The organism is Pseudoxanthomonas mexicana (assembly GCF_046736355.1).
Lineage (GTDB): Bacteria > Pseudomonadota > Gammaproteobacteria > Xanthomonadales > Xanthomonadaceae > Pseudoxanthomonas_A > Pseudoxanthomonas_A mexicana_B.
This window is the reverse complement of sequence record NZ_CP157201.1, coordinates 3,403,234-3,417,538: the sequence shown is the minus strand read 5'-3', so window position 1 is coordinate 3,417,538 and position 14,305 is coordinate 3,403,234. Positions and strand designations below refer to the sequence as shown.

10 protein-coding genes are annotated in these 14,305 nt (G+C 70.4%); 7 read left to right on the top strand and 3 right to left on the bottom strand.

The genetic code is table 11. The annotated features are described in order from the left end of the window. The first annotated feature begins 5 nt into the window (after window positions 1-5). The 5 genes from AAG688_RS15725 (at window position 6) to AAG688_RS15705 (ending at window position 8,033) form a co-directional block, all read left to right on the top strand. Complete coding sequence (locus AAG688_RS15725) at window positions 6-1,724, top strand: N-acyl-D-amino-acid deacylase family protein (protein ID WP_411833126.1); 1,719 nt, start codon at window positions 6-8, stop codon at window positions 1,722-1,724. Window positions 1,725-1,858: 134 nt separating this feature from the next. Next, complete coding sequence (locus AAG688_RS15720; protein ID WP_411833125.1) at window positions 1,859-4,207, top strand: TonB-dependent receptor; 2,349 nt, start codon at window positions 1,859-1,861, stop codon at window positions 4,205-4,207. A gap of 61 nt (window positions 4,208-4,268) precedes the next feature. Beyond that, on the top strand, window positions 4,269-5,309 hold the full coding sequence (locus AAG688_RS15715; RefSeq protein WP_411833124.1) for a DUF1611 domain-containing protein: 1,041 nt from the start codon (window positions 4,269-4,271) through the stop codon (window positions 5,307-5,309). Then, a complete protein-coding gene (locus tag AAG688_RS15710) occupies window positions 5,306-6,418 on the top strand; it encodes a hypothetical protein (protein WP_411833123.1) in 1,113 nt (370 codons plus the stop codon). Before AAG688_RS15715 ends, AAG688_RS15710 begins: the two co-directional genes overlap by 4 nt. A gap of 73 nt (window positions 6,419-6,491) precedes the next feature. Beyond that, a complete protein-coding gene (locus tag AAG688_RS15705; RefSeq protein WP_411833122.1) occupies window positions 6,492-8,033 on the top strand; it encodes a serine hydrolase in 1,542 nt (513 codons plus the stop codon). A gap of 191 nt (window positions 8,034-8,224) precedes the next feature. Here the strand turns inward: AAG688_RS15705 and AAG688_RS15700 are convergent, their stop codons facing one another. From AAG688_RS15700 to cutA, 3 genes are read right to left on the bottom strand one after another with little or no spacing between them, the layout of a single operon-like run. Next, window positions 8,225-8,827, bottom strand: coding sequence for a redoxin family protein (locus AAG688_RS15700; RefSeq protein ID WP_411833121.1), 603 nt, complete (start codon window positions 8,825-8,827; stop codon window positions 8,225-8,227). After that, on the bottom strand, window positions 8,824-11,097 hold the full coding sequence (locus AAG688_RS15695; protein WP_411833120.1) for a protein-disulfide reductase DsbD family protein: 2,274 nt from the start codon (window positions 11,095-11,097) through the stop codon (window positions 8,824-8,826). The genes AAG688_RS15700 and AAG688_RS15695 overlap by 4 nt, the downstream gene beginning before the upstream one ends. Window positions 11,098-11,102: 5 nt before the next feature. Then, window positions 11,103-11,423 (bottom strand): divalent-cation tolerance protein CutA, encoded by a 321-nt coding sequence (gene cutA / locus AAG688_RS15690; RefSeq protein WP_411833119.1) that lies wholly within the window; start codon window positions 11,421-11,423, stop codon window positions 11,103-11,105. A gap of 552 nt (window positions 11,424-11,975) precedes the next feature. Between cutA and groES the strand changes: the two genes are divergently transcribed. Then, window positions 11,976-12,266, top strand: a complete 291-nt coding sequence (groES, locus tag AAG688_RS15685) for a co-chaperone GroES (protein WP_411833118.1) — start codon at window positions 11,976-11,978, stop codon at window positions 12,264-12,266. A 138-nt stretch (window positions 12,267-12,404) separates the two neighbouring features. Further along, window positions 12,405-14,045 (top strand): chaperonin GroEL, encoded by a 1,641-nt coding sequence (gene groL, locus AAG688_RS15680; RefSeq protein ID WP_411833117.1) that lies wholly within the window; start codon window positions 12,405-12,407, stop codon window positions 14,043-14,045. The last annotated feature ends 260 nt before the right edge of the window (window positions 14,046-14,305 follow it).

Here is a 14,305-nt window from a genome sequence, read left to right as displayed (position 1 = left end):
CGACCATGCCGCGATTCATCCTGTCCGCACTCGTGCTCGCGCTCGCCGCCTGCACCTCCGCGCCGGCCACGCATGCGGCGAAGGAACACTACGACCTGGTCATCCGCAACGGCGTGGTCTACGACGGCACCGGCGCGGCGCCGCAGCGGGTGGACGTGGCGGTGCGCGGCGACCGCATCGCCGCCTGGCTGCCGGCCGGCGCGCAGGCCAGCGCCGCGCGCACGCTGGACGCGGGCGGGCAGGCGGTGGCGCCGGGCTTCATCAACGTGCTGAGCTGGGCGACCGAATCGCTGATCGCCGACGGCCGCGGCGTCAGCGACACCAAGCAGGGCGTCACCCTGGAGATCTTCGGCGAAGGCTGGTCGATGGGGCCGTTCAACGATCGCATGAAGGCCGATGCGCTGGCGCAGCAGGGCGACATCCGCTATCCGATCGAATGGACCACGCTCGGCGAGTACCTGGAATACCTGGAGCGGCGCGGGGTCACTCCGAACGTCGCCTCGTTCGTCGGCGCGACCACGGTGCGCATCCACGAGCTCGGTGAGGACGACGTCAGGCCCGATGCCGCGCAACTGGCGCGGATGCAGGATCTGGTGCGCGCGGCGATGCGCGAGGGCGCGCTCGGCGTCGGCAGCTCGCTGATCTATCCGCCGGCCGCGTTCGCCGACAGCGCCGAACTGACCGCGCTGGCGCAGGCCGCGGCCGAATCCGGCGGCGGCTACGTCGCGCACATGCGCAGCGAGGCGGACCGCTTCCTGGAGGCCTTGGACGAGACCATCGGCATCGCCCGCGCCACCGGCCAGCGCGCCGAGGCCTACCACCTGAAGGCGGCCGGGCAGAAGAACTGGCCGAAGATGGCGCAGGCCATCGCCCGCATCGAGGCGGCGCGCGCGCAGGGCCTGCAGGTCAGCGCCGACATGTATGCCTACACGGCCGGCGGCACCGGGCTGACCGCCTGCCTGCCGCCGTGGGTGCAGGCGGGCGGCCACGAGGCGATGGTGGGCCGGTTGAAGGATCCGGCGGTCCGCGCGCGCGTGATCGCGGAAATGCGCGACCCGGACGTCGCGTGGGAGAACCTGCGCCTGCTGGCCGGTTCGGACGATCGCCTGGTGATGCTCGAATTCAAGAGCGAGCGGCTGAAGCCGCTGATCGGCAGGACGCTGGAACGGATCGCCGGCGAACGCGGGACCTCGCCCGAGGACACCCTCATCGACCTGATCATCGAGGACGATTCGCGCGTGGGCGCGGCGTACTTCCTGATGAGCGAGGACAACGTCGAGCTGGGCCTGCGGCAGCCGTGGGTCAGCCTGGGATCGGATGCGGAATCGTCCGCGCCGGAGGGCGTGTTCCTGAAATCCAGCACGCACCCGCGCGCCTACGGCAACTTCGCGCGCTTCCTCGGCCACTACGTGCGGGATCGGCAGCTGATGCCGCTGGAGGAGGGCATCCACCGCCTGACCGGCCTACCGGCGGCGAACTGGAAGCTGCGCGACCGCGGCTGCCTGGCGCCCGGCTGTCACGCCGACGTCGTCGTGTTCGATCCGGCGACGATCATCGACCGCGCCACCTACGCCGCGCCGCAGCAGTACGCCACCGGCGTCAACCACGTGTTCGTCAACGGCGTGCAGGTGCTGCGCGACGGCGAGCACACCGGGGCGAAGCCCGGACGGGTGGTGCGCGGGCCGGGCTGGCGCGGTGCGGAAGCGTCCTCCTCGCCGGACTGAGCCGGACCGATGAACGGCATCCCTCTATTTTCCATTCAAGTTGACATTTCTCTGATTAGGACCATTATTCCCAATCAGGATTACCGCGGCGCCTCCGGCGACCGCTTCCAACATCGACCCGGGGAGACAGAGCCATGACTGCATCCACATCCATCCGGCGTTCGCGCTCGCGGCTGGCCCTCGCCATCGGTGCCGCCACGGCGCTCGCGGCCACGGGCACGGTGCTGGCCCAGGACGCGGCGCCGGCCGCATCCTCCAGCGCCGATGCGACCGAACTCGACCGCGTGATCGTGACGGCTAACAAGCGCGCGGAAGACATCCGCGAAGTCGCCACCGCGATCACCCGGATCGGCGCGCAGCAACTGGAGAACATCAACGCAACGCAGATGTCCGACTACGCGAGCTACGTGCCCGGCCTGCAGATACAGTCGAGCGGCACGCCGGGCCAGTCGCAGGTCTCGATGCGCGGCATCGCGGCGCTGTCGCCCGGTTCGACCGTCGGCACCTACGTCGACGAAACGCCGGTCGGCTCCAACAGCCTGTACCAGCAGGCGACGCTCTACCAGCTCGACCTGCTGCCCTACGACGTGGAGAGCATCGAGGTGCTGCGCGGCCCGCAGGGCACGCTGTACGGCGCCGGCGCGATGGGCGGCCTGATCAAGTACACGATGCGCAAGCCGGATCCCGCGTACCGCGAGTTCCGCATCGGCGGCGGCCTGTCGTCGCCCAGGGACGGTGAAACCGGCTTCAACTACCGCCTCGGCATGAACGTGCCGCTCGTGGAGGACGCCTTGGCCCTGCGCGCCAGCTTCGCCAGGAACGAGCTTCCCGGCTATGTCGACAACCTGGTCGCCGGCCGCGAGGACATCAACCAGGGCGAGCAGACCAGTGCGCGCGTGTCGCTGGGCTGGCAGGGCGAGGCGGCGAGCGTGCAGTTCGCGGCGATGCGGCAGGAGATCGACAGCGACGACAACGCGACCATCGCGCTGGACCCGGCGACGCGGCATCCGCTCGCCGGCCTGGCCAACTACGTCCACGTCAGCGAGCCGTTCCGCAAGGACATCGACCATTACTCGCTCACCGTCGACTGGGACATGGGCTTCGCCGATTTCGTCTCGGCGACCAGCTACGCCGACACGCACACTTTCATGCGCTCGGACATGACCCTGAGCTACGGCGAATATCCGCTCGCCTTCCTGGCGATGGATCCGACGCTCGAGCCCGGCTCTGCGTACTTGGAGAACACGCTCGACCTGGGCCAGTTCACCCAGGAGTTCCGCCTGCAGTCGAAGCAGGGCGAGCGCTTCGAATGGCTGGTCGGCGCCTTCTACTCGAACGAGGACGGCGACAACCACCAGTACGTCGCGCTCAACCGGCTCGACGGCTCGCCGCTGCCGGCGCCGTGGGACGGCATCCTGGGCGTGCTCGGCGAACTGCTCATCCCCAGCACCTACGAGGAAACCGCGCTGTTCGCCAACGGCGCGTACCGCTTCACCGACCGCTTCAAGCTCGGCGCCGGCGTGCGCTTCTCGCGCAACGACCAGGAATTCCGCCAGGACGTGGTCGGCGGCGTGCTGCTGCCCATCGGCGCGGAGGACAACACCTCCAGCGAGGACGTGTTCACCTGGAGCATCACGCCGCAGTTCCAGATCGGCCCGGATTCGATGGTGTACGCGAAGGTCTCCACCGGCTATCAGCCCGGCGGCCCCAACGTCGTCGCCGTGGGCCTGCCGTCGGCCGTCGATTCGTCGATGCTGACCAGCTACGAGCTGGGCTGGAAGTCGGCGTTCGACGGGCGGCGCGTGCTGCTGGACGTCGTCGCCTACCAGATCGACTGGGAGGACATCCAGGTCGCCTCGCAGGTCAACGGCGTCAGCGGCCTCGTCAACGGCGGCGAGGCCACCAGCCGCGGCATCGAGGTGTCGCTGCAATGGCGTCCGGTCGGCGGCCTGACGCTCGGCCTCAACGGCGCCTACAACGACGCGAACATCGACGAGGATTTCCCGCCCATCGTCGTGCCGCTGGACCCGGACCTCCCGGGCGGCGTGCTCGAGGTCAACACGGGCCTGAAGGGCGATCGCATGCCGTATGTGCCCGACCTGACGCTGTCGGCCACCGTCGATTACTACCTGTCGCTGCGCAACGGCTGGAGCGCGAGTTTCGGCGGCGGCTTCCGCTGGGTCGACGACCGCACCAACGGCACCACGGAGCGCCAGGTCATCGCGATCGCCGAACCGCGCACGGTGCTGCAGACCGACATCACGCCGCCGCTGGCGATCGACGGCTACGGCGTCCTCGACCTGCATGCGTCGCTGGCCAGCGAGCGCTGGACGCTGCGCGGCTACGTCAAGAACGCGACCGACAAGCGCGCCTATTCGACGATGGAGGACGTGACCGGCGCGTTGACCGGCGTGACGCACCACCTGGCGGCTTCGCCGATCCAGCCGCGTACCTTCGGCATCGAAATCGATTTCCGCTTCTGATCCCGGCGCCGTCCGCGCTGGCGGACGGCCCATGCCCGTGCAAGGACCCGAGCGCCACCGCATGCAGACCGCCGTTCCGTCGTTGCGCGAAGTCGAGCCGCTTCCGCAGCCCTACCTGCTGTTCCTCGGCGACGTCGCCGAGCCAGCCTACGCCAAGACCGCGTTCGGACTGCGCGACTGGGCCGGCGAGCGTTGCGTGGGCGAGTTCGCATGCGCGGGCACGACCATTGCCACCGGCCTCCCGCTGATGACGCCGGCGCAGGCCCGCGCGATCGGTGCGCGGGCGATGGTCATCGGCGTGGCCAATCCCGGCGGGCGGATTCCCGCTTCATGGTTGCCGGCCCTGCTGCAGGCGCTGGAATCGGGGCTGGACCTGATCGGCGGCATGCATGCCCGGCTGGCGGACATCGAATCGTTGCGCCACGCGGCCGCCGCGCTGGGACGCCGGCTGATCGACGTGCGCGAGCCGCCGCCGGGCCTGCCCGTCGCCAGCGGCGCCAGGCGCAGCGGGATGCGCCTGCTGACCGTCGGCACCGATTGCGCGCTGGGCAAGAAGTACACCGCGCTGGCGCTGGCGCGCGCGTTCCGTGCGCGTGGGGTCGACGCCGACTTCCGCGCCAGCGGGCAGACCGGCATCCTGATCGCCGGCGGCGGCATGCCGATGGACGCGGTGGTGGCCGATTTCGCCGCCGGCGCGGCCGAGCTGCTGTCGCCGGACGCCGATCCGGCGCACTGGGACGTGATCGAGGGGCAGGGCTCGCTGTCGCATCCGGCCTATGCGGGCGTCTCGCTGTCGCTGCTGCACGGCAGCCAGCCGGACGTGATCGTCGTCTGCCACGAGCACGGCCGCGAGCACATGCTTGGCTATCCGCATTACCCGCTGCCGTCGATCGAGGAGACCATCGACCTGGCGCTGCGCCTGGGCTCGCGGACCAATCCGGCGATCCGCTGCGCCGGCGTCAGCCTCAACACCAGCCGGCTCGACGACGACGCGGCGCGACGCGCGATCGAACAGGCCGGCGCGCGCCTGGGCATGCCGGTGGCCGATCCGATGCGCGCCGGCGATGCGTTCGCGCGGCTGGTCGATGCCTGCCTGGCATGAAGCCGGTTTCCACCGGGTTCCAGCGCTACCTGCTGCCGGGCTTCGTGTTCCAGGCGGCGGTGATCGCCGGCGGCTACGCCACCGGGCGCGAACTGGTGGAATTCTTCCTGCCCGCCGGGCCCTGGGGCGGCCTGCTGGGCATGGCGGTGAGCATGCTGGTGTGGAGCGCGGTGCTGATGGTCAGCTTCGAGCTGGCCCGGGTCGGGCGCGCTTTCGATTACCGCGCCTTCTTCAGGCTGCTGCTCGGTCGTGGCTGGTTCGCGTTCGAGATCGGCTATGTCCTGTTGATGCTGGTGATCATGGCGGTGATGGGCGCGGCGGCCGGGGAGATCGCCTTCAGCCTGTTCGGCCTGCCGAGGCTGGCCGGTTCGCTGGCCATGATCGCCGCCACCGGCGTGATGCTGTTCTTCGGCACCGCCGCGATCGAGAAGTTCCTGGTCGCGTCGGTCGGCTACCTGTACCTGGTCTACGCCGTGTTCGTGGTCTGGTGCGTGGTGGCGTTCGGCGATCGCATCGGCGCCAGCTTCGCCCCGGCCACGGTCGGCGAGGGCTGGTTCGAGGCCGGCGTGACCTACGCCGGCTACAACGTCGCCACCATTCCCGCGGTGCTGTTCTGCGTGCGCCACTTCGGTCGCCGCCGCGAAGCCCTGGCCGCCGGCGCATTGGCCGGGCCGCTGGGCATGCTGCCGGGCGTGGCGTTCTACATCGCGATGATGGGCTACCCCCACGAGATCGCCGGCCAGGCCCTGCCCTCGGCCTTCCTGCTGGCGAAGCTGCAGGCGCCGTGGTTCGAGTGGGCCTTCCAGGTCGCGGTGATGCTGACCCTGGTGGACACCGGCGTGGCCCTGCTGCACGCGATCAACGAGCGGGTCGCCAACGCCTGGGAGGAACGGCGGCGGCCGATGCCGCGGTCGCTGCGGCCGGCGCTGGCGGTGGGCGTGATGCTGGGCGCGGTGTACGCCGCCACCGCGGTCGGCCTGATCGATCTGATCGCCAAGGGCTACGGCACGCTCACCTGGTATTTCCTGGCGATCTACGTGCTGCCGCTGATGACCTGGGGCCTGTGGCTGCTGTGGCGCCCGCGGCGCGCCACAGCGCGACTTCGTTGATTGATGCGTCCGGGAGGACAGGATGGCTGCCATTTCCAAATGCCTGCGGGTTGCCACGCTAGCGGCGGGGGCCTTGTTCGCCGTCGCGGCCTTCGCCGCGCCGCCGCCGGGATTCGACGCGCGCGTGGTGGAGGCCATGCGCGCGCACGAGGTGCCGGGCATGGCGATCGCGATCGTCGAGGACGGCCGGGTCGTGCACGCGAAGGGCTACGGCGTGCGCCGGCTGGGCTCGCCGGAGACGGTGGACGCCGACACCATCTTCCCCACCGGCTCCACCGGCAAGGCGATCACCGCGGCGGCGCTGGCGGTCCTGGTCGACGACGGCAGGCTGGGCTGGGACGACAAGGTCATCGATCATCTTCCCGATTTCCGCATGCACGACCCGTGGGTCACCCGCGAGATGACCGTGCGCGATCTGCTGGTGCACCGCAGCGGCCTGGGCCTGGGCGCCGGCGATCTGCTCTATGTGCCGCGCACCTCGCGCAGCCGCCGGGACGTGGTGCGCGCGCTGCGCCACATCGCGCCGGCGACCAGCTTCCGCAGCGGCTACGCCTACGACAACATCCTCTACGTCGTCGCCGGCGAGCTGACCGAGGCGGTGTCCGGCCAGCGCTGGGAGGACTTCGTGCGCGAGCGGGTGTTCGCGCCGGCGGGCATGGCCAGTTCGGTCAGCGACGAGGACGATCGCTTCGCCAACCCCAACCGCGCGCAGCCGCATGCGCGCCTGGGCGGGCGCGTGCGCGGCCTCGGCACCCAGCAGGTATTGCCCGAGCGCGAGGGCCTGGGCCAGGTCGCCGCGCCGGCCGGCGGCCTGTCGTCGAGCGCGAACGACATGGCGCGCTGGCTGCTGGTGCAACTGGGCAGGGGCGCGCTGCCCGGCGACGGCGGGCGCGTATACAGCGAGGCGGCGGCGCGCGAGATGTGGACGCCGCAGGTGCCGCTGCCGATCCGGCCGTTCCCTGCGCCGATCGCCGACATCACTCCGCAGTTCTCCGGCTACGCGCTGGGCTGGAACGTGCAGGACTATCGCGGCGTCAAGGTCGTGCAGCACGGCGGCGCGGTGTTCGGCGTGCTGACCTTCGTCGTGCTGGTGCCCGAGCGCGGCTTCGGCATGTCGCTGCAGATCAATTCCGAGGACGTGGTGGTGCTGCGCGGGCTGATGTACGAGGTGCTCGACGACGTCCTCGGCCTGCCGCCGCGCGACTGGGTGGCGGCGTTCGACGCGTGGAACCGGCAGCGCCTGGCGCAGGGCGTGGCCGCGCTCGACGCCGCCGCCAGGCCGGACCGCAAGGCTTCGCGCCCTTCGCTGCCGGCCGCCGGCTATACGGGGACCTACGCCGATGCGTGGTACGGACCGATCGCCATCGCCGAACAGGACCGCAGGCTGCGCATCGATTTCCGCCAGACGCCGGGCATGGCCGGCACGCTGAGCCACTGGCAGTACGACACCTTCCGCGCCGACTGGGACGACGCCTCGATCGAGCCGGCCTACGTCAGCTTCGCGCTGGACGCGGACGGCAAGGTCGCGCGGATCACGATGAAGGCGGTCTCGCCGCTGGCGGACTTCAGCTACGACTACCACGACCTGCTGTTCACGCCGGTGGCGGCGGACTAGAACATTTCCGAACCCTCTGGATACTTCCTTCCGTCATCCCCGCGCAGGCGAGGATCCAGTGTCTTTGCTCTGGCTTCAAGACCTGAAGTCACTGGGTCCCCGCCTGCGCGGGGATGACGGATGAATCGTGAAGGTGAATGAGGAAGCGGAACGAACATGCGCCGTCCGGATACGCGCCAGGGCAAGTGGATTCAATCGCCCGCGCGCGCCCAACCGTCGATTTCGCCATGCGCGAACGGACCGACCTTCTGCTTGACGATGCGGCCGTCGGCGCCGACCAGCACGGTATAGGGCAGCACGCCCTTGCGGTTGCCGAGCCAGACGCTGGCATCACGCGGGCTGGGCGTATCGAGCACGATGCCGTAGCCGACCGGCACCTTGGCGAGGAAATCGCGCACGCCCCCGGCCGTGTCCAGCGCCAGGCCGAGCACCTGCACCCCGTCCTCGCCCTGCGATCGGGCGAACCGCTCCAGTTCCGGCATCTCCTCCACACAGGGGCCGCACCAGCTGGCCCAAACGTTGATCAGCAGCGGCCGGCCCGCATAGCGGGCGCGCAGGTCGACGACCTCGCCGTCCAGGTCCGGCAGCGCGATGGCCGGCATCGGATCCCCGCGCCCGGCCGGGGTCACCCCGGCCGGTGGAGCGGGCGCGCCGGCGTCCAGCGCGGCCTGCAACGCGCGCTGGCCGCCTTCGCTGCGCAGCAGGGGACTGCCGCCATGCCACAGGCTGGCCGCCACGCCGAGCGCGCCGGCGGCGATCGCCACGGCGAGGATGCGCGGCATGGTCGCCTTCATCGCGCGGCGCGCTCCAGCGCGCGCTCGACGATGCCGTGGGTCAGCACGGTCGGCAGCACCTCGCCTTCGCCGCCGCCGCGCGGGTAGACCACGTACAGCGGCACGCCGACCGCCTCGTGCGATTGCAGGAAGGCGGTGATCTCGGCGTCCACGTCGGTCCAGTCGCCGGTCATCATCACCGCGTCGTGGCGGCGCATCGCCTGCGCGAAGCGTTCGGTATCCAGCACCGCCCTCTCGTTGGCCTTGCAGGTGATGCACCAGTCGGCGGTCATGTCGACGAAGACGATGCGATCCTGCGCGCGCAGCGCGGCCAGGCGCGCGGCCGAATAGGCTTCGGCGCTGGCCGCCGGGGCGAAGGCGGCCTGCCGCGGCAGCCGGTGCGCCAGCGCCAGCGGCACCAGCGCCGACACCAGCAGCAACGCGGCCAGCGCGCGCTGCACGGCGGCCGCGCGCAGCCGCAGCCGCTGCCACCACCACAGTCCCGCCGCCAGCAGCGCCATGCCGACCAGCACCAGCGCCGCCGCGTCGATGCCGCGCTGCCTGCCGAGCACCCACAGCAGCCAGATCGCGGTCAGGTACATCGGGAACGCCAGCGCCTGCTTCAGCGTCTCCATCCACGGCCCCGGGTGCGGCAGCCGCGCCGCCAGCGCCGGCACGAAGCCGATCAGCAGGAACGGCAGCGCCAGCCCCAGCCCCAGCGCGGCGAACACCGCCAGCGCCAGCGGCACCGGGCTGGCGAAGGCGAACGCCAGCGCCACGCCCATGAACGGCGCGGTGCACGGGCTGGCGATCACCACCGCCAGCACGCCGGTGAAGAAGTCCCCGGCCGGCCCGCTGCGCCCGGTCAGCGCCGCGCCGGCCCCGGCCAGCCGGTAGCCCACCGCGAACACGCCCGACAGGCTCAGGCCGACCGCGAACATCACGTAGGCCAGCAACCCGATCACCCACGGCTGCTGCAGCTGGAAGCCCCAGCCCAGCGCCTGCCCGGCCGCGCGCAGCGCCAGCGCGATCGCGCCGATGGCCAGGAAGCCCAGCAGCACGCCGGCGGTGTACCAGAGCGCGCTGCGCCGCGCCCGCTCGCCGCCGCCGGCCAGCGACAGCGCCTTCAGCGACAGCACCGGCAGCACGCACGGCATCAGGTTGAGGATCAGGCCGCCGGCCAGCGCCAGCAGCAGCGCGACGGCGAAGCTGGCCGGCGCGCGCGAGGTCCGCCGCCGCGCCTCCTCCGGCGGCGGCGTGCGCGGCACGTCGGCGGTGGCCGGCGCATCGTCGTCGTCGGCCGTCATGGCTGGCGCGCCGGCATCCGCGACATCGGCAGGCGAGGCCGTGGCGTCTTCGCTGGAGGTGGGCGCGGCCGGTTCCGGCGTCGCGGCCGTGGCCGCCGGCGTGGCTGGCGACGCCGGAATCGCCAGCGCCACCTGCCGGGTCATCGGCGGATAGCAGATGCCGTCGGTCTGGCAGCCCTGGAAGGTCACTTCCAGCGTCGCCCCGGCCGCGCGGGCGTGCGCGCGCCGCAGCGGCACCGGGACCTCGACCTGGTCGAAATAGACGACGACATCGCCGAAATGCTCGTCGCGGTGCGCCACCCCCTTGGGCCAGCGCGGGGCCTGCAGCGTCAGGCCGTCGGCGCCGGACAGCTTCATCGAGGTGCGGTCGCGGTACAGGTAGTAGCCGCGCGCCGGGGTGAAGCGCAGCAGCAACTGGCCGCCGTCCATCGCCACCGCCTCGAAGCCGAACGCCTGCTGCTCCGGCAGCGGCAGCGCCTGCATGCCGGGCAGCCGCGGTGCGGTCGCCGAGCCCGGCAGCGACAGCTTGCCGAGCGGGGTGAAGCCGCCGGCGGCGGCCGGCAGCGCCACGTTCAGCGTGCGCGTCTGCGGCGGGTAGCAGATGCCGACGTCGGCGCAGCCCTGGTACTTGATGCGCAGGGTGGCGCTCGTCGCGCCGGCGGCGGCCTGCCCGGGCAGGGTGGCGACGAGGCGGTCGCGGTAGGTCTCGACCTCGCCGAAGAATTCGTCGGTGTAGGCCTTGCCGCGCGGCAGCACCAGCTTGCCGCCGGCGAACCCGGCGGTGGCCTGCACGTCGGTGCGGTGGCGGTAGAGGTAGTAGCCGTCGGCGATCTTCCACTCGACCTCGATGCGGTCGGCCGCCGGCGCGCGCGCCGACAGCACGAAGGCTTGGTCGACCGGCAGCAGGTCGTCCGGGTCGGCGGCGGCGGCCAGCGGCGCCAGGCAGGACGACAACAGCAACAGCAGGCGCAGCGACAGGGCCATCGGCTTCAGGGTTCCTCGCAAGTCTGTTCGGCCACCCAGGCCAGGTAGGCGGGCAGGCCGCCGGCTTCGACCGCCAGGATCTCCGGCAGTTCATACGGATGCAGCTGCGCCAGCCGCGCGATCAGCGCGTCCAGCCGGCCGGCGCGGGTCTTGATCAGCAGCTGCGCCTCGCCGGCCTGCTCGACCCGGCCCTGCCAGCGGTAGGTGGACACCAGCCCCGGCAGCGCGCCGACGCAGGCGGCCAGGCGCTCCTCCACCAGCGCGCGGGCGATGCGCGCGGCGGTGTCGGCGTCGGGGCAGGTGGACAGGACGAGGCGGACGGGCATGGGGCGTCGATTATCGCAGACCCGCCCGCCGGGGCCGCGGGCGGCTTCACCTGCGCCGCGCGCAGGAAGGCGGGGCGCGGCGGATGCCCGGTTGTCCAGAAGGCGCGGAGAGCGCCCTCATCCGCCCTGGCGGGCACCTTCTCCCGCAAGCGGGAGAAGGGAAGGCGAGCGGCGCAGGAGTCGTTCTTGGACTGCTCCCCGAGTTTCCCTTCTCCCGCTTGCGGGAGAAGGTGGCGCGCAGCGCCGGATGAGGGCGCTTTTCGAGGCTGCGATGCCCCATCCGCCTTCGGCCCTGTCCGATCCAGCGCGCATGCCGCGCGAACGAGCCGTTCTCACCCCCGCAAACGGAGGAAGGGACATCCGACGGCAGGGCTGAAATCCAGAGATCCAAAAATTTTGGCGGCGGCCCTTGAATCGCCCCGCGGCCAGCCCAACATCAGCCGGCATCCCGGCGTGGCCGGGTTTTTGTACGCGCGTTGCTGGCACTCGCCGGGTGCGAGTGCTAACATCGCCGCCCTTTCCCAGTCCAATCAATCACTTAAGAGGATTGACATGAGCAACATCAAGCCGCTGTACGACCGCGTGGTCATCAAGCGTATGGAAGAAGAGAAGGTGTCCGCCGGCGGCATCGTGATCCCCGACTCGGCCACCGAGAAGCCCATCAAGGGCGAGGTCATCGCCGTGGGCGAGGGCAAGGTGTTCGACAACGGCAACGTGCGCGCCCCCAAGGTCAAGGTCGGCGACAAGGTGCTGTTCGGCAAGTACAGCGGCACCGAGGTCAAGCTCGACGGCACCGATTACCTGGTGGTGAAGGAAGACGACATCTTCGCCGTCCTCGGCTGAGTGCCGATGACGGCGGGAATGGGGAATCGGGAATAGGGAATCGGAAAAGCCGGTTCGCTCCACCCGCCCCATCGTCCGCGTCGTCGCCTCTGCTTTCAACCATTCTCCATTCCCTATTCCCCATTCCCGGAGTTTCAAATGGCTGCCAAAGACATCCGTTTCGGTGAAGACGCTCGTACGCGCATGGTGCGCGGCGTGAACATCCTCGCCAATGCCGTCAAGGCCACCCTCGGCCCGAAGGGCCGCAACGTCGTGCTCGAGAAGAGCTTCGGCGCCCCGACCATCACCAAGGACGGCGTGTCCGTCGCCAAGGAAATCGAACTGGCCGACAAGTTCGAGAACATGGGCGCGCAGATGGTCAAGGAAGTCGCTTCCAAGACCTCCGACAACGCCGGCGACGGCACCACCACCGCCACCGTGCTGGCGCAGGCGCTGATCCGCGAGGGTTCCAAGGCGGTCGCCGCCGGCATGAACCCGATGGACCTGAAGCGCGGCATCGACCAGGCGGTCAAGGCCGCCGTGGCCGAGCTGAAGAAGATCAGCAAGCCCACCGCCGACGACAAGGCGATCGCCCAGGTCGGCACCATCTCGGCCAACTCCGACAGCAACATCGGCGACATCATCGCCGAGGCGATGAAGAAGGTCGGCAAGGAAGGCGTGATCACCGTCGAGGAAGGCTCGGGCCTGGAGAACGAGCTGGACGTGGTCGAGGGCATGCAGTTCGACCGCGGCTACCTGTCGCCGTACTTCATCAACAACCAGCAGTCGCAGCAGGTCGAGTTCGACGACCCGTTCATCCTGATCCACGACAAGAAGGTCTCCAACGTCCGTGAGCTGCTGCCGGTGCTGGAAGGCGTCGCCAAGGCCGGCAAGCCGCTGCTGATCGTGGCCGAGGAAGTGGAAGGCGAGGCGCTGGCCACGCTGGTGGTCAACACCATCCGCGGCATCGTCAAGGTCGCCGCCGTCAAGGCGCCGGGCTTCGGCGACCGCCGCAAGGCCATCCTGGAGGACATCGCCACGCTGACCAACGGCACGGTGATCTCCGAGGAAGTCGGCCTGCAGCTGGAGAAGGCCACCATCAACGACCTGGGCCGCGCCAAGAAGGTCGTGGTCTCGAAGGAGAACACCACCATCATCGACGGCGCCGGCGATGCCGAGCGCATCCAGGCCCGCATCGGCCAGATCAAGGCGCAGATCGAGGAGACCTCCTCGGACTACGACCGCGAGAAGCTGCAGGAGCGCGTGGCCAAGCTGGCCGGCGGCGTGGCGGTGATCAAGGTCGGCGCCGCCACCGAGGTCGAGATGAAGGAGAAGAAGGCCCGCGTCGAAGACGCCCTGCACGCCACCCGTGCGGCGGTCGAGGAAGGCGTGGTCCCGGGCGGCGGCGTCGCGCTGCTGCGCGCCAAGGCCGCCATCGAAGGCCTGAAGGGCATCAACGAGGACCAGAACCACGGCATCCTGATCGCCCTGCGCGCGATGGAAGCCCCGCTGCGCGAGATCGTCACCAACGCCGGCGAGGAACCCTCCGTGATCGTCAACAAGGTCAAGGACGGTTCGGGCAACTACGGCTACAACGCCGCCAACGGCGAGTTCGGCGACATGGTCGAGTTCGGCATCCTGGATCCGACCAAGGTCACCCGCACCGCGCTGCAGAACGCCGCGTCGATCGCCGGCCTGATGATCACCACCGAAGCGATGGTGGCCGAGGCCCCGAAGAAGGACGAGCCGGCGATGCCGCCGGGCGGCGGCATGGGCGGCATGGGCGGCATGGATTTCTGAGAAGTCCGGCCTTCACGCCACGCAGTACCGGAAACCCCGCCGAAAGGCGGGGTTTTCCTTTGCGCCGTGGAAAGCGCAGGGCGAAGCACCCGCAACGCTTCCCCGTTGCAAATGAAACATTCGCGCCTGCGCACGGGCCATGCTATCTAGTGGCGCGATGAACGCATCCGCCCACGCCCGCTGCTGGTATTACCACTCTCCGATACCGGGAGCGGAGGAGCGGCGGCGTTCGTCCTGACAAAGACACCGGAATCCCCCTG

Excerpts from the sequence above, each read along its gene's own strand:
- AAG688_RS15720 (WP_411833125.1), top strand. The coding sequence starts at position 1,859 with ATGACTGCATCCACATCCATCCGGCGTTCGCGCTCGCGGCTGGCCCTC.
- AAG688_RS15715 (WP_411833124.1), top strand. The coding sequence starts at position 4,269 with ATGCAGACCGCCGTTCCGTCGTTGCGCGAAGTCGAGCCGCTTCCGCAG.
- cutA (WP_411833119.1), bottom strand. The coding sequence starts at position 11,423 with ATGCCCGTCCGCCTCGTCCTGTCCACCTGCCCCGACGCCGACACCGCC.
- AAG688_RS15695 (WP_411833120.1), bottom strand. The coding sequence starts at position 11,097 with ATGGCCCTGTCGCTGCGCCTGCTGTTGCTGTTGTCGTCCTGCCTGGCG.
- groES (WP_411833118.1), top strand. The coding sequence starts at position 11,976 with ATGAGCAACATCAAGCCGCTGTACGACCGCGTGGTCATCAAGCGTATG.
- AAG688_RS15700 (WP_411833121.1), bottom strand. The coding sequence starts at position 8,827 with ATGAAGGCGACCATGCCGCGCATCCTCGCCGTGGCGATCGCCGCCGGC.
- AAG688_RS15710 (WP_411833123.1), top strand. The coding sequence starts at position 5,306 with ATGAAGCCGGTTTCCACCGGGTTCCAGCGCTACCTGCTGCCGGGCTTC.
- AAG688_RS15725 (WP_411833126.1), top strand. The coding sequence starts at position 6 with ATGCCGCGATTCATCCTGTCCGCACTCGTGCTCGCGCTCGCCGCCTGC.
- groL (WP_411833117.1), top strand. The coding sequence starts at position 12,405 with ATGGCTGCCAAAGACATCCGTTTCGGTGAAGACGCTCGTACGCGCATG.